Below are 17,673 nucleotides of genomic sequence, written 5' to 3' on the forward strand. Positions count from 1 at the left end.
CGTGGAAACCACCCTCACCATCCCGGCCGAGTCCGCCGCCGACACCCCGGCGGTTCCGGCCGGGCAGCTTGTGACGGTCCGCGTGCCGGCCACGAGCGCGAACCTCGGACCCGGGTATGACAGTCTCGGCCTGGCGCTGACGCTGTTCGACACCCTGACGGTGGAAACCCTGGACAGCGGCGAGCTGGAGTTCGAACTCAGCGGGGAAGGCGCGGAATCCCTGCCCCGCGACGCCAGCCACCTGGTGGTCAGGGCCATCACCGAGGCCCTGCACCGCCTCGGCTTCCGGCACGAGGGCTTGAGGATCACCGCCGACAACATCAATCCCCACGGCCGGGGCCTTGGCTCCTCCGCCTGTGCCGTGGTCGCGGCCGTGACCGCTGCCAACGCCCTGGTTCCGGAGCCGTTCCGCCGGGACAAGGACTGGGTCCTCCAGCTCACCAGTGAGATGGAAGGCCACCCGGACAACGTCGCACCCGCGATTTTCGGCGGACTGGCGCTGTCATGGCAGGACAGTGACCAGTACAGCAGCACCTGCGCGGCCGTGGCCGCCACGGTCATCCCGGTGGTAGCCGTGCCGGACTTTGAACTGTCCACCGAAGCGGCGCGGGCCCTCCTGCCCGCCTCGGTTGGCCACCACGCCGCGGCCATGAATTCGGGGCGTGCGGCCCTGCTGATCCACGCGCTGACGCAGAAGCCGGAATTCCTGCTGGCCGGCACCGAGGACTACCTGCACCAGAGCTACCGCGCCGCGGCCATGCGGCCCAGCGCCGACCTGATCGCTGCCCTGCGGCGCGCAGGCTTCGCCGCCGTCGTCTCCGGGGCCGGTCCCACCGTGCTGGTCCTTGCCAACGGGGAGGCCCAGGCGGAGGCCGCCGTCGGGTTTATCGACTCCTTCACGTCCGGCAACACGCCGGAGGTGGGCTGGCGTGTGATGAAGCTGGCTGTGGACGTTGAAGGTGCTAAAGTGGAAGTGCACCGGCGGTAATCACGCAGGCGGTATGTAAAATACCGTTCACAAGACCGCGATGTTGGCCTAGTTGCCTCTCTCATCTTTCACTGCGCAATATTTTCCGGTGCCACCTGCTTTCGGTCTGACGCAGGAATCCGCAGAAACTATCTCTGCCTCCCTGAAAAGTCAGCCCGCCGTTCCTCATTTTCGGAACGCGCCAGGTGAATGCAGTATCCGGCCGTGCTGGCCAATATCCATCCGGCAGGGCCGAAAATCGCGGCTGCAGATCTGAACTGCAGCCCGGATCAAAATCATCGCGTCCAGCTCCTAGCCTGGACGCCGTCGAGGGGGAAGGATCCTTCGTGACCGAAACCACTGAGCTGTCTTCAGCTGTGGAAACATCATCTTCTGCTGCCGGATCGTCAACGGCAGCACCCGCCAAGAGCAGCGGCCTCGCCGGCCTCAAGCTCGCCCAGCTCCAGGCTCTTGCCAGCCAGCTGGGGATCTCCGGCGGTTCCCGGATGCGGAAGGGCGATCTTGTGACCGCCATTTCCGCCCACCGCGCCGGCACTCCCGTGAGCAAGGCTCCGGCCCGCGCTGCTGAAAAGGCGACCGACAACGGCACCGTCTCCCAGTCCGCGGCTCCGGCTGTTGCACCTGCCGCCGCCGATTCCGAGGCCCCGGCCCAGGAAAACCCGCGGGCCCGTGGACGTGGCCGCAGCCGCCGCGCCGGCAGCGACGGTGTCATCACGACTCCCGCCGCCGAAGCACCCGCCGCTGCTCCCGCAACGGAAGCCCCCGCGGCTGCCGCCGAGACCGGTTCTGTTGACACCGGCGCTGCCGGTGCAGGTTCTGCCGCCTCCGCTACCGAAGGCAGCGACCGCACCCGCCAGCCCCGCACCCGCAACCGCCGCCGCGGCGAAGCCGCCGAGCCGACCGGAGGTCAGGGCACTGCCCAAGGCGCGGCCCAGGGCTCCGCACCGGCTGTCGAGGCCCCGGCCGAGCAGCGCCAGGCTGACCAGCGCACCGAGCAGCGCCAGGCTGAACAGGGCAGCGATGACGGCCAGCGCCGTGAGAACACCCGCACCCGCGGCGCCCGCGACGAGGCTGCCGGCAGCCGCGATAACACCCGCGACAATGCGGGCAACCGCGACAACGCCCGCGACAATGCGGGCAACCGCGACAATGACGACAGCGACGGCGGCAGCCGCCGGAACCGCCGCAACCGGCGCGACCGCAATGACCGTCCCGACCGCTCCGGCGGGCAGGACAGCCGCGACAACACCTCACGCAACGACCGCTTCCGTGACCGCAACGACCGCCGCCGGGGACGCGCCCAGGGGCCGGACGTCGACGACGTCGAGGTCACCGAGGATGACGTCCTGCTGCCCGTCGCAGGCATCCTGGACGTGCTGGAGAACTACGCGTTCATCCGCACCTCCGGCTACCTGCCCGGTCCGAACGACGTCTACGTGTCCCTCGCCCAGGTCAAGAAGTACAACCTGCGCAAGGGCGACGCCGTCGTCGGTGCCATCCGCGCCCCGCGTGAAGGCGAAGACCGCAGCCAGCAGCAGTCCGCCCGCCAGAAGTTCAATGCCCTGGTCCGCGTCACCTCGGTCAACGGCAAGACGCCCGAGGAACTCAAGGACCGCGTCGAATTCGCGAAGCTCGTCCCGCTGTACCCCTCCGAGCGCCTGCGCCTCGAGACGGACCCGAAGAAGATCGGCCCCCGCGTCATCGACCTGGTTGCCCCGATCGGCAAGGGCCAGCGTGGCCTGATCGTTTCGCCGCCGAAGGCCGGCAAGACGCTCATCCTGCAGTCCATCGCCAACGCCATCACCACCAACAATCCTGAGGTCCACCTCATGATGGTGCTCGTTGACGAACGTCCCGAAGAAGTCACGGACATGCAGCGCACCGTCAAGGGCGAGGTTATTGCCTCTACCTTCGACCGTCCCGCCGACGACCACACCACCGTGGCCGAGCTCTCCATCGAACGCGCCAAGCGCCTCGTGGAAATGGGCATGGACGTTGTGGTGCTCCTCGACTCCATGACCCGCCTGGGCCGTGCCTACAACCTGGCAGCACCGGCTTCCGGCCGCATCCTGTCCGGTGGCGTCGACTCCGCCGCGCTGTACCCGCCGAAGCGCTTCTTCGGTGCAGCCCGCAACATCGAAAACGGCGGCTCGCTCACCATCCTCGCCACCGCGCTCGTTGAGACCGGTTCCAAGATGGACGAGGTCATCTTCGAAGAGTTCAAGGGCACCGGCAACATGGAACTGCGCCTGTCCCGCCAGCTCGCGGACAAGCGCATCTTCCCGGCCGTGGACGTCAACGCGTCCGGTACCCGCCGCGAAGAGAACCTGCTTTCCCCCGAGGAAGTCAAGATCATGTGGAAGCTGCGCCGCGTCCTCTCCGGTCTCGAGACGCAGCAGAGCCTTGAGCTGCTGACCAACAAGATCCGGGAGACCCAGAGCAACGTCGAGTTCCTCATGCAGGTGCAGAAGACGACGCTTGGTGCGAAGTCCGATAACGACAAGTAGCTGAGCTAACCGCCCGAAAATTGGCGGCCCTTCCCGGGCCGCCAATTTCCCGGGCGGTTGTTGCGTTAACCGGTTCCTCCGCTTCAAAGCAACGCGAGGTCACCTATCGCCCATCAGGGCCGTTGCATTGGGCGGTAAGTGACCCCGCGTTGCAGTAACTAGACTTGAGAGAGTCGAAAGAGGTTTGAAAATGTTTGAGTCCGTACAGGGCCTGTTGGATGAGCATGATGCTATCCAGGCGCAGCTGGGGGATCCTGCTGTTTATGCTGACCAGAAGCTTGCCCGGAAGCTGGGGCGGCGTTCTGCCCAGCTGAACGGCATTGTCGAGGCGTACCACGCCTGGCACGGCATCCAGGATGACCTGGCGGCTGCCAAGGAAATGGCGGACGAGGACCCGGAGTTTGCCGCGGAGGTGCCGGAGCTCGAGGAATCGCTGGAGACGGCTGCGGCGAAGCTGCGCCGGCTGCTGATCCCGCGGGATCCGGACGATGCCCGCAACGTGATCCTCGAGGTCAAGGGCGGTGAAGGCGGCGACGAGGCCGCCCTGTTCGCGGCCGACCTGCTGCGGATGTACACCCGGTACGCGGAATCCCGCGGCTGGAAGACCGAAATGATCTCCGCCAACGAGTCGGACCTCGGCGGCTACAAGGACGTCCAGGTGGCGATCAAGGGCAGCTCCAACGATCCCGCCGAGGGCGTCTACGCCCGGCTCAAGTTCGAGGGCGGCGTGCACCGTGTGCAGCGCGTTCCCGTGACGGAATCCCAGGGCCGCATCCACACGTCGGCTGCCGGCGTGCTGGTGCTTCCGGAAGTCGACGAGCCCGAAGAGCTCGAGATCAACCAGAACGACTTGAAGATCGACGTCTACCGTTCCTCCGGCCCCGGCGGCCAGTCCGTCAACACCACCGACTCCGCCGTCCGGATCACCCACCTTCCGACCGGCATCGTGGTGGCCATGCAGAACGAGAAGTCGCAGCTGCAGAACCGCGAAGCCGGCATGCGCGTCCTCCGCGCCCGCATCCTGGCGCACCAGCAGGAGCAGATCGACGCCGAAAACTCGGCCCAACGCAAGTCGCAGATCCGCACCATGGACCGCTCCGAGCGCATCCGCACCTACAACTACCCGGAAAACCGGATCGCTGACCACCGCACGGGCTACAAGGCGTACAACCTGGACCAGGTCATGAACGGCGACCTGGAACCGGTCATCCAGTCGGCCATCGAGATGGACGAACAGGCCCGCCTCGACGCCATCGGCGACTAGTCCGGCCCCGTCTTGATGACAGAAGGCAACGGACTGAGCCTCGCGGACGCGGTCCGCGAGGCCACCGTCGCCCTGACCGCCGCCGGCGTCCCGAGCCCCCGGGTCGACGCCGAACTCCTGGCCGAGCACCTGCTTGGCGTCGGGCTCGGCAGACTGCGCGCGATGCTGCTGGGGGACACGCCGGCACCGGAAGGCTATGGGGAGCTCGTCGCGGAGCGGGCCCGGCGTATTCCGCTGCAGCACATCACCGGCGTCGCGCATTTCCGCTACCTCGAACTCGCAGTGGGACCGGGGGTCTTCATTCCGCGGCCGGAAACGGAATCCGTGGTGCAGCTCGTGCTGGACTGGCTCAAAGACACGGGCCGGCTGCAGGGCACGTCGCATCCCAAAGTTGTGGACCTTGGCACGGGCTCCGGGGCCATCGCCGGTTCGATCGCCCACGAAGTCCCCGGCGCGGAGGTCCACGCCGTCGAATTCAGCGAGTTGGCGCACGCCTGGGCGGCCAAAAACCTTCTGCCCCTCGGCGTCCACCTCATCCGCGGTGACCTGCGCGATGCCTTGCCCGCGCACAACGGAACCTTCGACGTCGTCGTCTCCAATCCTCCCTACATCCCCGCCGAAGCCATCCCCAACGAACCCGAAGTAGCGCTGCACGATCCGCCCGAGGCGCTGTACGGCGGGGGAGCGGACGGCATGGAACTTCCGACGGCGGCGGCGGCCTCGGCGGCCCGGCTGCTGGTCCCCGGGGGCTACTTCGTTATGGAGCATGCCGAAGTCCAGGCCGAATGGATCGCCGCCATGGTGGAGCGGTCCGGGCTGTGGACCGGGGTAACCACCCACCGCGACCTCAACGGCAAGGACCGGGCCACCAGCGCCGTCCTCGCCGGCCCGGCTGCCTGACGGTGGCCCGGGCACTACCCGACGTGATGAAAGAATAGGCCAGTGACGACTAGCTACGATTGCACGGCAGCCGAGGAACGCGCTGCAGGACTCGAACATGCGCAGCGGGCCATCAGGGAGCACAAGTGTGTGGTCCTCCCGACGGACACCGTGTACGGGATCGCCGCCGATGCGTTCTCCCCCCTCGCCGTGACCTTGTTGCTCGCGTCGAAAGGCCGCAGCCGCAAGATGCCGCCGCCCGTCCTCATTCCGCGGCTCAATGCCCTGGACGGCCTCGCCACCGAGGTCCCGGCCGAGGCCCGTCGCCTGGCCGAGGCGTTCTGGCCCGGCGGACTGACCCTGATCCTGCATGCCCAGCCGTCCCTCGACTGGGACCTCGGCGAAACCAAGGGCACCGTCGCCCTGCGGATCCCGGCCGACGACGTCGCTCAGGACCTGCTCACGCTGACCGGACCGCTGGCAGTCTCTTCGGCGAACCGCACGGGCCAGCCGGCGGCACAGACCGCGGCCGACGCCGAAGCCCAGCTCGCCGAGTCGGTGGAGGTCTACCTCGAAGGCGGGCACCGCCCGGCCGAGGGCGCCGACGCGCTGCCGTCCACCATCGTCGACGGCACCGCCGTGCCGCTGCGGGTGGTCCGCCAGGGCGCCATCAGCCTGGAACGGCTCCGTGAAGTTGTCCCTGGCGTGCTGGGCGTCGGCGAGGAGCCTGCCGCCGTCGAGACCCCCGCAACCCCCGAAGCCAGTGCAACCGACGAAGCCGGTGCAACCCCCGAAGCTGGCGCAACCGCCGTCGACGATTCCCCGAGGAACTGACATGCAGCCCAAAGTCGCCGTCGCGGCAGTAACCTTTGACCGCCATGAGGAACTCACCCTCCTCCTCAAAGGCCTTGCCGAACAGACCGCCCCCATCCATTCGATCGCACTCGTGGACTCGGGCACCGTTCCGGCGACGGAGGTCGTCAGCGCCGGCGGGGACAACATCAACTACCTGCGCTCCGAAGCCAACCTCGGCGGCGCCGGGGGATTCGCCTACGCGATCCTGGCCGCCATGGCCAGCGGCGCGGACTGGATCTGGATGATGGACGACGACGGCCACCCCGAGGATGCAAGCTGCCTCGCCGAACTGCTCAAGACCGCGGAGGAGCACCAGCTCGACATCGTGAGCCCGCTCGTCGCCGCCACCGCCGACCCCAACCGGCTCTCGTTCAACTTCCGCATCAACGGGCTGCTGACCAACGACCGCTCCCGGCTGGCGCCGATGGGCTACCTCCCGGACATGGTGCACTTCTTCAACGGCGCCCTGATCCGCACCGAGGTCTTCTACAAGATCGGAATCCCCGACGTGAAGTTCTTCATCCGCGGCGATGAAGTCGATTTCCTGTCGCGCGTGAAGAAGGCCGGCCTGAAGTACGGCACACTTGCCACTGTCGCGGTGCAGCACCCCGCCACGTGGACCGAGATGAAGCCCGTCTTTGGCGGTTTCATCACCCCGGTCATCCCCGAGGGGGAGTTCAAGCGATACTGCTACTTCCGCAACCGCGGCTACCTCACCCGCAAATACCGGAACCTGCGCTGGTTTGGCGCGGACATCGTCGGTTTCCCCTACTACTTCCTGAAGAACGGGGACCTCAAAGGCCTGGCGCACTGGTTCGGGGCCTATTCCACCGGTTTCCGCGGAAAGGGCTTCGGCTCACCCGCCCGGCTTATGTCCACCAACCGCCAGGCCTGATGTGAAGAACCTGTTTGCCGTCGTCGTCACGTACAACCGTGCCGACTTCCTGCAGAATCTGCTCGATTCCTTCAGCCGCCTGACCACCCGGCCGGACCGGATCGTGGTGGTGGACAACGCCAGCACTGACCACACCGCCGACGTCGTCTCCCGCGCCATGACCGCCGGCGGGCTGCCCATCCAGTACGAACGTCTGCCCGCGAATGTGGGCGGCTCCGGCGGGTTCTCCCGCGGCGTTGACCTTGCCCTCGGCGCCGGCGCAGAGTGGCTGTGGCTCATGGACGACGACGTCGAGGTGCTCCCGGGGGCCGTTGAGGCGCTCGATGAGTTCACGCCGGAGTACTCCTGCATGATCGGTCGGCGCTACGACGCCGCTGGCAAGCCGTTCTTCTGGCAGCACCATTTTGTTGAGGCGCTGGGCGTCTTCCTGCCCGTCCGCGGCGATGTGTTCCGTACGTCCCAGGTTTTCCCCACCAACGTCGGAAATTTCGAGGGCATGCTGATCCAGGCGTCGGTGGCCCGGACCATCGGGCTGCCGGACCCGCGGTTCTTTATCACCTGGGATGACCTGATCTACGGCTGGCTGGCCGCACAGCAGACGCCGGTGGTCTACGTGAACGCCTTTGTCATCAAGAAGGTCCGGGCACAGCGCCAGGTGGACCTGGGGGTGCGCCACCTCAACGATTCTTCCGACCTGAGCCGCCGCTATGTGATGCGGAACCGGGGCCACGTGGCGCAGTACCTGCGCGCGCACGGCAAGTACCACCGGCTCGGATTCGGTGCCGGGACGGCACTGACCTACCTGAAGGAACTCGTGCGCCTGGTGCTGGTTGAACGCCGCATCAAGGGGGCCGGTGCCCTGTGGCAGGGATGGCGCGAATCGCGCGGCATCCTTGCCGACCGCAGCTGGCAGCCGATGCCGCCGGTGGCCTCCGGGACGGCCCCGGATCAGGGCTGACTCCGGCACGGATCAGGCTGGACCAGCCCCTCGTGACCGGCACGGAGCCCGGTTTCCATCCCGATAGCGATTAGTATCGTGGGAGACCCGGGTGCTGTCCGACAGTTGCACGGCGGGTAATTTTTGAAACAGGCGCATGGCCGCCGTGGTAGTGGAAGTCGGTTGCAATCTCTGTTGACTACGAAATCTGAAGCGCGCGAACCCGCCGCAGCACGGGACGAGAAGAAGCCCCCGCTCTGGATCTGGATCCAGCTTTTCCTCGACTCGATGTCGTGGGTTGTGGCGATCATCCTGGCCCTGCTGCTGCGCTACGAGATGGGCATCCGCGAAGAACAGCTGGTCAGCGCCATCATCATCATGGCCATCGCTATCGTTGTGCAGGCCGCGGCCGGGTACGCGCTGGCACTGTACCGCGGCAGGTACCCCTTCGGCAGTTTCCAGGAGGCCAAGGCCCTCGTCTTCGTCACCGTGATTGTGGCCGCCTCCATCACGCTGAGCCTGCTGGTGCTCTATGAAACCATCGGGATCGGCCGCAGCGTCGGTCTCATCGCGTTCCCGTTCGCCTGCCTCTTCATGGGAGCAGCCCGCTACGCCAAGAGGCTCTACGTCGAGGGCAAGAACCGCCCCGGCGAGGGCGCGCAGAACACCCTGATTTATGGTGCGGGCTTCCTCGGCAACTCCCTGCTGACGCGCATGCTGCAGGATGCCGATTCGCCGTATTTCCCGGTAGGGCTGATCGACGACGACCCCACCAAGAAGCACCTGCGGCTCTCCGGCGTCCAGGTCCTGGGCCGCGGCGATGACCTGCCGGCCCTCATCCGCCGCACCCGCGCCTCCGTGCTGGTGCTGGCCTTCGCCAACGTGGAGGCGGCCGTGGTCCGGCGGATTTCCGACGCCGTAGCCGGACTGAATGTCAGGGTGCTGGTCCTTCCCCCGCTGCGCGACATGCTTGGCCGGGGGGCGCCCGAAGGTTTCTCCGATTTCCGCGACGTGGCGGTCGAGGACCTGATCGGGCGGCGGCCGGTGGACATCAAGGTCGACGAGATTGCCGGCTATATCAAGGACAAGCGCGTCCTGGTCACCGGTGCCGGCGGCTCCATCGGCTCCGAGCTGTGCCGGCAGATCGTCCAGTTTGCTCCGGCGGAACTGATCATGCTTGACCATGACGAAACCGGGCTGCAGCAAACTCAGATTTCCATCACCGGGCGGGGACTGCTCGCCGGGCGTGACACTGTCCTGGCCAGCATCCGCGACGGGGCCGCCCTCCAGGAGATTTTCCAGGACCGCCGCCCGGAGGTAGTGTTCCACGCTGCCGCCCTCAAGCACGCACCGCTGCTGCAGCAGTATCCGGTCGAGGCCTGGAAGACCAACGTCCTGGGCACCCTGAACGTGCTGCGCGCCGCCGAACGCACCGGCGTTTCACATTTTGTGAATATTTCCACCGACAAGGCGGCAAATCCGACGACGGCGCTGGGACACTCCAAGCGCGTCGCCGAAAAGCTGGCCGCCTGGATGGCGGGCCAGACCGGCTTCAAATTCGTCTCCGTCCGGTTCGGCAACGTGATGGGAAGCCGCGGCTCGATGTTGCCGCTCTTCACGGAACAGATCCGCGTCGGCGGACCCGTGACGGTGACGGACCCCGAGGTCACCCGCTTCTTCATGACGATCCCGGAGGCCTGCCAGTTGGTGATCCAGGCCGGCGCGATCGGACGCGGAGGCGAGGTCATGATCCTTGACATGGGGGAACCGGTCAGGATTCTGGACGTCGCCCAGCGCATGATCGCGATGTCCGGCAAGAAGGTAGACATCATCTACACCGGGCTCCGTCCCGGAGAGAAGCTCCATGAGGAACTCGTGGGGACGGGCGAGTTGGACGAGCGCCCCCTGCATCCGAAGATTTCGCACACCCGGGCCCACGAGCAGGACCCGGACGGGCTGGACCTTGATGTCTGGCTGGCCCGCTGTGAGGCGGAGCAGGGCCTGGACATCGAGTCCATCCCTGACGACGAGGCGGATGAACCGGGCGAGAGCATCAGGGCGGCGTCATGATGCCCGTCTACCTCGCCGCCGGCATCACCCTGCTCGCGAGCATCCTGCTTCCGTTCGCGGTCAAGCCGTGGCTGGTCAGGATGGGCGTCGTTGACGTTCCTTCGGCCAGGTCGTCCCACGCCCGGACCACCATCCGCGGCATGGGGGTGGCCGTGTCCCTGGCCACCGGCATCGGATATGCGGCCGCCGTCCTGCTGGGGGCGGTGACAGTGGACCGGTCGGTCTTCCTTGTGGTCCTGGCGATCATCGTCGCGAGCGCGGGAGTGGGCTGGATCGAAGACCTCCGGGGTCTCTCCATCCGTGGCCGCGCCGCCGCGCAGCTGGGGATCGGTGCTGCCGGGTCCACGGCCCTGCTGGTCCTCACCGGCCAGTCCTTCTGGTGGCTGCCGCTGGCCGCGCTGGCCATTGCCGCCTATATCAACATTGCCAACTTCATGGACGGCATTAACGGGATTTCCAGTTTCCACGGCATCCTCGCGGGCAGCTCGTATGCGGTGGCCGGAGCGTTGTCCGGGCAGCCATGGCTGACCGCCGGCGGCGCCGTGCTGGCCATGGCCTTCCTGGGGTTCCTGCCGTGGAACCTCTCCCGGGGCTCCGTATTCCTGGGCGACGTCGGCAGCTACCTGCTCGGCGCCTCGGTTGCGGCCCTGGCGGTGGCAGGGTTCCTGAGCGGCGTGTACGTGGAATATGTCCTGTCCCCGATCCTGGTGTACCTGGCCGACACCGGGTACACCCTGCTGCGCAGGATCAACGCCGGCGAACGGTGGTACGCGTCCCACCGCGAGCACGTGTACCAGCGGCTGACCGACGTCGGCTTCTCGCACCTGCAGTCGGCCGGCACTGTCTCGGTATGCACGGCCGCAGTGATCGTCCTTGGGTTCATCGCGGCCACGGCACCGCTGCCCGCGGTGGTGCTCTGCGTGGCCGGAAGCCTGGCCGTACTGGCGCTCTACCTTGCCTCCCCGGACCTCATCCGGCGCCTCCGGCGGCGGAAGAAGGTCACCCGGGTGCCGGCGTCCTAGACACCGCAACGGCGCCAGATGACGAACCGGACAACGGCGTGTTCTATCTCGTGTAGAATTCAGGGGCGGGTTCACGCCGCGACGTCTGACCAGCAACCAACACCTCGACGATTGGGATCACATGACCTCCAACGCCGAACCCGGGCGAACGCCCGGCGCCGGACCCGTTGGTGTCTCAGGTCCCACAAAATCCTTGTGGCTGCGCCTGCTGGCCATCAGTTCGGCCGTTGGCGGCGGCGCCCTGCTGCTCACCAGCCTGACGGCACTGCTGCTCGACGGCACAGCTGCCGCGCTGTCATCCCTCTTCGGCGGGGTGCTGGTGATCGCCTTCTTCGCGATCAGCCTCCTGGTCGGACACTTCGGCGGCCGGAACCATTCTTCCGGTGCCATCGGCCTGTTCGCGGCCACCTACTTCATCAAGGTCGTCGGCTTTGCTGTGGTGCTGTTCGCGATCGGCAGCCCCGAGTGGCTGAACGGGGGCTGGTTCCTGGCCGGCGCCGTCGTGACCGTGGTCCTGTGGCAGGCTGCCGAGATCTACGGTTTCAGCAAGTCACGGCTGCAGCTCTATAACGACCCGGAGATCCCTGAAGGCGGCACCGATGTTTAGCCGCAAAGACCGGCAGAAGAACAAGCCCCGCACCCCTCAAAGCACCTCCGGAGCCCCCGGTGTTTCCGACAACGGACGCGACGGCGGATACAACGCCGGCATCGCCGTCTTCAGCTACATTGTTGGCGGAATCCTCGTCTGGAGTTTGATAGGGTGGGGTCTGGATAATCTGTGGGGAACCCGCTGGATTGTGCTCGCAGGCGCCCTGCTGGGAGCCGCGGGAGGGTTCTATCTTTCTCATATGCACGGCCTCACCAGCCCGGATAATTCCGTTGGCGGGGACAATGCTGCACGTGGCCCGTCCAAGGACGAGGATCAGTAATGCCAAATAATTTCACAGGGGGACAGGCCGGCAGCTACGCCGCCTTTTCCCTACCAACGCCCAATGATGGACACTGCAGAGAGGAAACGCGTTGATCGCGCTTGCGCTCCCGGCCCAAGATTCAGGAACTTTTACGCCTCCTGGAATTGAAGAAATCCACCTGCCGGCAATTCTGCCGTGGGGGGCGGCCGATGGATTCTCCAAGCAGATGCTGCTGGTAATCCTTTCGGTCGTTATTATCTCTACATTCTTTCTGCTAGCTGCGCGGAAGCAGCAGCTGGTCCCCGGCAAGCTGCAGTTCGCAGGCGAGGCCGCTTATAGCTTCGTCCGCAACGGCATCGCCAAGGACATCATCGGCGGCCGGGACTTCATGAAGTACGTCCCGCTGTTGTTCACCCTCTTCTTCTTCATCCTGGTGAACAACATCTACGGTGCCATCCCGCTGATCCAGCTTCCGACCTTCTCGCACGTCGGCGGTGCCTACGTGCTCGCGGGGATCGTGTACGTCACCTGGATCGCCATCGGCGTCAGGAAGAACGGCCTGAAGTACTTCAAGCTCGCTACGGTTCCTTCCGGCGTTCCCTGGTACATCCTCCCGATCGTTATCCCGATCGAGATCATCTCCAACTTCCTGGTCCGCCCGGTCACGCACAGCCTCCGTCTGTTCGCCACGATGCTGGCCGGCCACCTCATCGTCATGATCGCCGGTTCCGGCATCGAGTTCCTCGTGATGCAGGAAAGCGTCCTCATGAAGGGCGCGTCCGTACTCGTCCTTGGCGGCGCCATCGCGATGTACATGCTCGAGGCGCTGATCATGGTGCTGCAGGCCTACGTCTTCACGCTGCTGACCGCGATCTATATCGAAGGCGCCCTAAACGCCGATAGCCACTAGGCTCCCACAAACTTCCCCTCACGGGGATGAAGCAACCCAAACAACCTGCCACATAGGTGGCATCTTGAAAGGAAGAAAAATGGAAGGCTCCATCAACGGCTCCCTCAACCTCATCGGCTACGGCCTCTCCGCCATCGGTGGTGGTATCGGTGTGGGTCTCGTGTTCGCCGCCTACATCAACGGTGTGGCACGTCAGCCGGAAGCCCAGCGCGTCCTGCAGCCGATCGCATTCCTCGGCCTTGCGCTGACTGAAGCCCTCGCCATCCTCGGCCTGGTCTTCGCGTTCGTTCTCAAGTAAACAGAACAACCGAACATCCAGAACCGAGTAGATAAGGACGGGTGAAATATGCATCAAACGATCATCTCAGCCGCCACAGAGGGCACTAACCCTCTGGTTCCCAATCCCTGGGAAATGCTTGTCGTCTTCGCCGGCTTCGCTGTTCTCATGTTCATCGTGGTCAAGTACGTTGTCCCGATGTTCGAGAAGACCTTCGCCGAGCGGGCGGAGGCCATTGAAGGCGGCATCGCCAAGGCTGAAAAGGCACAGGCAGAGGCTTCCGCTGCACTCGAGGAGTACAAGCAGCAGCTCACCGATGCCCGTGCCGAGGCCAACCGCATCCGCGAGGAAGCCCGCGCCGAAGGCGCTCAGATCCTTGCGGACCTGAAGGAGAAGGCAGCTGTAGAGTCTGCCCGCATCACGGCACAGGCCCACGCTGCGATCCAGTCCGAGCGTCAGGCGGCCGTTGTGTCGCTCCGCACGGAGGTGGGCACGCTTGCCACCACGCTGGCAGGCCGCATCGTCGGTGAGTCCCTCGAGGACGACGCGCGTTCGGCCCGTGTGGTTGACCGTTTCCTGGCAGATCTGGAGAACCAGAACGCAGGTGCAGCTAAGTAATGGCAGGTGTATCGAGCGAATCGCTGACCGCAGCCCTGGTGGCGCTGGAAGCCAAGCTTCCTTTTGCCTCGCTGCAGTTGGCTAAGGAACTCTTCGGAATCCTGGGAACGGTGGACAGCTCGGCTGGCTTGCGCCGCGCCCTGACTGACCCGTCCCGCTCCGGTGACGAAAAGTCGGCGCTTATCAAGCAGCTCTTCAGTGGGAAAGTCTCCGCGGATGCTGTGGAAATTGCGAGCGGACTGGCCGGCTCACGCTGGGCATCCGCCCGGGACATCGGCGATGCACTCGAGACTCTTGCCGCTTCGGTGGTCATCGCCGTTGCTGAAAACAAGTCTGCCGTCTCTGCCTCAGGAATCACCGGGCTGGAAGCGCTGGAGAACGATCTGTTCTCCTTCAACCAGGCTGTGGAGTCCAACCACGAGGTACAGCGTGCTGTGTCCGAACCGCAGGCCAGCCCGGCTGCCAAGGTTGCCCTCGCCGAAAAGCTCGTGCCCAGTGCCAGCGAAGAAGCGAAAGTCCTTATCGGACAGGCAGTTTCGCAGCCGCGCGGGCTCAAGGTGACCAAGCTTGTCCGTCGTTTCGCCGAGCTGGCAGCCAAGCGCCAGCAGCGCTGGATTGCAACGGTCAGTGTCACCCGTCCGCTGACGGAGACACAGACCAGCCGCCTGCAGGCGGGGCTCAACGCCCTCTACGGTCGCGAGCTCAAGATCAACATGAACGTTGACCCGGCACTTATCGGTGGCATCCGGATCCAGGTCGGTGACGAAGTGGTAGACGCTTCGGTCCTCGCCCGCCTGGGCCAGCTTCACCGTCAGCTTGCCTAGCCAGCCGGACAAGCACAACTTAACGAAACGAAACCCCGGTCATCGTGAGCAACGATGATCACGAAAACAGGAGAGCAGGGACTGCAGATGGCCGAATTGACCATCAACGCCGACGACGTCCGTAATGCGTTGAACGAGTTCGCGGCGTCCTACGAACCCGGAAACGCAGAGCGCGTAGAGGTCGGCCGTGTAACAACCGCAGGTGACGGCATCGCCCGTGTTGAGGGCCTTCCCTCGGTCATGGCGAACGAGCTGCTTCGCTTCGAAGACGGCACCCTGGGCCTGGCCCAGAACCTCGACGTGCGCGAGATCGGCGTCATCATCCTCGGTGACTTCACTGGCATCGAAGAAGGCCAGGAAGTTCACCGCACCGGACAGGTTCTGTCCGTACCGGTGGGCGACGCCTTCCTCGGCCGCGTAGTCGACCCGCTGGGCGAGCCCATCGACGACCTCGGCGAGATCAAGGCCGAGACCACCCGTGCACTGGAACTCCAGGCGCCCGGCGTGACCCAGCGCAAGTCGGTCCACGAGCCGATGCAGACCGGCCTCAAGGCTATCGACGCCATGATTCCGATCGGCCGCGGCCAGCGTCAGCTGATCATCGGTGACCGCCAGACCGGCAAGTCGGCAATCGCGATCGACACGATCATCAACCAGAAGGCCAACTGGGCTTCCGGCGATGTCAACAAGCAGGTGCGCTGCATCTACGTGGCCATCGGCCAGAAGGCATCCACGATCGCGGCTGTCCGCCAGACCCTCGAGGACAACGGCGCACTGGAGTACACGACCATCGTGGCTTCCCCCGCGTCCGACCCCGCAGGCTTCAAGTACCTGGCACCGTACGCCGGTTCGGCAATCGGCCAGCACTGGATGTACGGCGGCAAGCACGTCCTCATCGTGTTTGATGACCTCTCCAAGCAGGCCGAGGCCTACCGTGCAGTATCGCTGCTGCTCCGCCGCCCGCCGGGACGCGAAGCCTACCCGGGCGACGTTTTCTACTTGCACTCCCGCCTCCTGGAGCGTTGTGCCAAGCTCTCCGACGAGCTCGGTGCAGGTTCGATGACCGGCCTGCCGCTCATCGAGACCAAGGCAAACGACGTCTCCGCGTACATCCCGACCAACGTGATCTCCATCACTGATGGCCAGATCTTCCTGCAGTCGGACCTCTTCAACGCCAACCAGCGTCCGGCCGTCGACGTGGGTGTCTCCGTTTCCCGCGTGGGTGGCTCCGCCCAGGTCAAGTCCATGAAGAAGGTCTCCGGTACCTTGAAGCTGGAACTGGCCCAGTACCGCGACATGCAGGCGTTCGCAATGTTCGCGTCGGACCTCGACGCCGCATCGCGCCAGCAGCTGACCCGTGGTGCACGCCTGATGGAACTGCTCAAGCAGGGCCAGTACTCGCCGTTCCCGGTCGAGGACCAGGTCGTCTCCATCTGGGCCGGCACCAACGGACACCTGGACGACGTTCCGGTTGAGGACATCAACCGGTTCGAGACCGAGTTCCTGGAGCACCTCAAGCACAAGTCCTCCATCCTGACGACGCTGGCCCAGACCAACGTCATGAGCGATGACACTGCAGAAGCACTGAAGACCGCGATCGTGGACTTCAAGAAGGGCTTCTTCGGCGAGGGAGACAGCCTCCTGGTGGGTGCGGGCCATGAAGAGCACGCCGCCATCGACGAGGCACAGGTCGACCAGGAAAAAATCGTCAAGCAGAAGCGCTAGTTTCGCTGGCAGGGACTGCCGGGACCTTCGCGGGTTCCGGCAGTCCCGGCCACCGGGATCTTAGGAAAGGATAAGTATGGGAGCCCAGATCCGGGTCTACCGCCAGAAGATCAGCTCGACGACGTCGATGCGCAAGATCTTCAAGGCGATGGAACTGATCGCTACCTCGCGCATCGGCAAGGCCCGGGCACGCGTAGCAGCTTCACTGCCTTACGCAAACGCCATCACGCGTGCCGTTTCTGCTGTCGCAAGCCAGAGCGAAATCGACCACCCGCTGACCACCGAGCCGGAGCAGATCCGCCGGGCCGCCGTCCTGGTAATCACCTCGGACCGTGGCCTCGCAGGATCGTACTCCGCGAGCGTGCTCAAGCAGGCCGAAGGCCTCAACGAGCTGCTCGTCGAGGAAGGCAAAGAAGTCAAGATGTACCTGGTCGGCCGCAAGGCGCAGGCATACTTCGACTTCCGGAACCGTCCTTACGAGCGCGTTTGGACCGGCGGCACGGACGCACCGGAGTTTGCCACCGCACAGGAAATCGGCGAGGCATTGCTGGCTGACTTTGCGACCGATTACGCAGAGGGCGGCGTCGACGAGATTCATGTCGTCTACACCCGCTTCAAGTCAATGGTCACGCAGGAGCCGACGGTTGTCCGTCTTCTCCCGCTTGAGGTTGTCGAAGAGCAGGCATCGTCCGAATCGGACCTCCTGCCGCTCTACGAATTCGAGCCGGAAACGGAGCAGGTTCTCGATGCTCTGCTGCCGCGCTACATCGAATCACGTATCTTCGCCGCGATGCTGCAGGCAGCAGCTTCGGAGCTCGCTGCCCGCCAGCGGGCAATGAAGTCCGCCGGCGACAACGCCACGGAGCTCATCAAGAAGTTCACGCGTCTGCGCAACACCGCCCGCCAGGCTGAAATTACGCAGGAGCTCTCCGAAATCGTGGCCGGTGCCGACGCGTTGAACGCGTCATAACCTCCCCGAATTCGGAACCAG

Annotated in this window: 17 protein-coding genes; all 17 read left to right on the forward strand. The window is 65.2% G+C overall.

Annotated features, from left to right (window positions below; translation table 11 throughout):
- The first annotated feature begins 1 nt into the window (after nt 1).
- Complete coding sequence (gene thrB / locus AC1DC5_RS14215) at nt 2-988, forward strand: homoserine kinase (RefSeq protein ID WP_476865581.1); 987 nt, start codon at nt 2-4, stop codon at nt 986-988.
- 326 nt (nt 989-1,314) lie between these two features.
- Nucleotides 1,315-3,495, forward strand: coding sequence for a transcription termination factor Rho (gene rho / locus AC1DC5_RS14220; RefSeq protein ID WP_476865582.1), 2,181 nt, complete (start codon nt 1,315-1,317; stop codon nt 3,493-3,495).
- 190 nt (nt 3,496-3,685) lie between these two features.
- Nucleotides 3,686-4,759 (forward strand): peptide chain release factor 1, encoded by a 1,074-nt coding sequence (prfA, locus tag AC1DC5_RS14225; RefSeq protein ID WP_224046965.1) that lies wholly within the window; start codon nt 3,686-3,688, stop codon nt 4,757-4,759.
- Nucleotides 4,760-4,774: 15 nt separating this feature from the next.
- The gene (prmC, locus tag AC1DC5_RS14230; RefSeq protein WP_476865583.1) at nt 4,775-5,659 is read left to right on the forward strand and encodes a peptide chain release factor N(5)-glutamine methyltransferase; all 885 of its coding nucleotides are present in this window, start codon (nt 4,775-4,777) and stop codon (nt 5,657-5,659) included.
- A gap of 42 nt (nt 5,660-5,701) precedes the next feature.
- Complete coding sequence (locus AC1DC5_RS14235) at nt 5,702-6,472, forward strand: L-threonylcarbamoyladenylate synthase (protein ID WP_476865584.1); 771 nt, start codon at nt 5,702-5,704, stop codon at nt 6,470-6,472.
- Nucleotide 6,473: 1 nt separating this feature from the next.
- Nucleotides 6,474-7,388: a glycosyltransferase gene (locus tag AC1DC5_RS14240; protein WP_476865585.1), complete on the forward strand. Its 915-nt coding sequence runs from the start codon at nt 6,474-6,476 to the stop codon at nt 7,386-7,388.
- Between the two features lies 1 nt (nt 7,389).
- Nucleotides 7,390-8,346 (forward strand): glycosyltransferase, encoded by a 957-nt coding sequence (locus AC1DC5_RS14245; RefSeq protein WP_476865586.1) that lies wholly within the window; start codon nt 7,390-7,392, stop codon nt 8,344-8,346.
- A 174-nt stretch (nt 8,347-8,520) separates the two neighbouring features.
- Nucleotides 8,521-10,395: a polysaccharide biosynthesis protein gene (locus tag AC1DC5_RS14250; RefSeq protein ID WP_476865587.1), complete on the forward strand. Its 1,875-nt coding sequence runs from the start codon at nt 8,521-8,523 to the stop codon at nt 10,393-10,395.
- On the forward strand, nt 10,392-11,417 hold the full coding sequence (locus AC1DC5_RS14255) for an MraY family glycosyltransferase (RefSeq protein WP_441404653.1): 1,026 nt from the start codon (nt 10,392-10,394) through the stop codon (nt 11,415-11,417). Before AC1DC5_RS14250 ends, AC1DC5_RS14255 begins: the two co-directional genes overlap by 4 nt.
- A 121-nt stretch (nt 11,418-11,538) precedes the next feature.
- Nucleotides 11,539-12,024 (forward strand): hypothetical protein, encoded by a 486-nt coding sequence (locus AC1DC5_RS14260; protein ID WP_476865588.1) that lies wholly within the window; start codon nt 11,539-11,541, stop codon nt 12,022-12,024.
- Nucleotides 12,017-12,346 carry a hypothetical protein gene (locus tag AC1DC5_RS14265; protein WP_476865589.1) on the forward strand — a complete coding sequence of 110 codons (330 nt, stop codon included), beginning with the start codon at nt 12,017-12,019 and terminating at the stop codon, nt 12,344-12,346. The genes AC1DC5_RS14260 and AC1DC5_RS14265 overlap by 8 nt, the downstream gene beginning before the upstream one ends.
- 91 nt (nt 12,347-12,437) lie before the next feature.
- The gene (gene atpB / locus AC1DC5_RS14270) at nt 12,438-13,238 is read left to right on the forward strand and encodes a F0F1 ATP synthase subunit A (protein WP_476865590.1); all 801 of its coding nucleotides are present in this window, start codon (nt 12,438-12,440) and stop codon (nt 13,236-13,238) included.
- Nucleotides 13,239-13,317: 79 nt separating this feature from the next.
- Nucleotides 13,318-13,536: an ATP synthase F0 subunit C gene (gene atpE, locus AC1DC5_RS14275; protein WP_003804776.1), complete on the forward strand. Its 219-nt coding sequence runs from the start codon at nt 13,318-13,320 to the stop codon at nt 13,534-13,536.
- A gap of 48 nt (nt 13,537-13,584) precedes the next feature.
- Nucleotides 13,585-14,133, forward strand: a complete 549-nt coding sequence (locus AC1DC5_RS14280; RefSeq protein WP_476865591.1) for a F0F1 ATP synthase subunit B — start codon at nt 13,585-13,587, stop codon at nt 14,131-14,133.
- Nucleotides 14,133-14,957 carry a F0F1 ATP synthase subunit delta gene (locus AC1DC5_RS14285; protein WP_441404658.1) on the forward strand — a complete coding sequence of 275 codons (825 nt, stop codon included), beginning with the start codon at nt 14,133-14,135 and terminating at the stop codon, nt 14,955-14,957. Before AC1DC5_RS14280 ends, AC1DC5_RS14285 begins: the two co-directional genes overlap by 1 nt.
- Before the next feature lie 87 nt (nt 14,958-15,044).
- Entirely contained in the window at nt 15,045-16,682 is a 1,638-nt protein-coding gene (gene atpA / locus AC1DC5_RS14290) for a F0F1 ATP synthase subunit alpha (protein WP_441404710.1), read from the forward strand.
- A 76-nt stretch (nt 16,683-16,758) separates the two neighbouring features.
- Complete coding sequence (locus tag AC1DC5_RS14295; protein WP_441404659.1) at nt 16,759-17,652, forward strand: F0F1 ATP synthase subunit gamma; 894 nt, start codon at nt 16,759-16,761, stop codon at nt 17,650-17,652.
- Nucleotides 17,653-17,673 lie beyond the last annotated feature (21 nt).

Source organism: Arthrobacter sp. 10L424, from assembly GCF_056395325.1.

What these genes read in the sequence shown, in the direction of transcription:
- AC1DC5_RS14240 (WP_476865585.1), top strand. Translation starts at nt 6,474, where the DNA reads ATGCAGCCCAAAGTCGCCGTCGCGGCAGTAACCTTTGACCGCCATGAG.
- AC1DC5_RS14260 (WP_476865588.1), top strand. Translation starts at nt 11,539, where the DNA reads ATGACCTCCAACGCCGAACCCGGGCGAACGCCCGGCGCCGGACCCGTT.
- AC1DC5_RS14285 (WP_441404658.1), top strand. Translation starts at nt 14,133, where the DNA reads ATGGCAGGTGTATCGAGCGAATCGCTGACCGCAGCCCTGGTGGCGCTG.
- prfA (WP_224046965.1), top strand. Translation starts at nt 3,686, where the DNA reads ATGTTTGAGTCCGTACAGGGCCTGTTGGATGAGCATGATGCTATCCAG.
- atpE (WP_003804776.1), top strand. Translation starts at nt 13,318, where the DNA reads ATGGAAGGCTCCATCAACGGCTCCCTCAACCTCATCGGCTACGGCCTC.
- AC1DC5_RS14265 (WP_476865589.1), top strand. Translation starts at nt 12,017, where the DNA reads ATGTTTAGCCGCAAAGACCGGCAGAAGAACAAGCCCCGCACCCCTCAA.
- AC1DC5_RS14255 (WP_441404653.1), top strand. Translation starts at nt 10,392, where the DNA reads ATGATGCCCGTCTACCTCGCCGCCGGCATCACCCTGCTCGCGAGCATC.
- AC1DC5_RS14280 (WP_476865591.1), top strand. Translation starts at nt 13,585, where the DNA reads ATGCATCAAACGATCATCTCAGCCGCCACAGAGGGCACTAACCCTCTG.
- prmC (WP_476865583.1), top strand. Translation starts at nt 4,775, where the DNA reads ATGACAGAAGGCAACGGACTGAGCCTCGCGGACGCGGTCCGCGAGGCC.
- AC1DC5_RS14295 (WP_441404659.1), top strand. Translation starts at nt 16,759, where the DNA reads ATGGGAGCCCAGATCCGGGTCTACCGCCAGAAGATCAGCTCGACGACG.
- atpA (WP_441404710.1), top strand. Translation starts at nt 15,045, where the DNA reads ATGGCCGAATTGACCATCAACGCCGACGACGTCCGTAATGCGTTGAAC.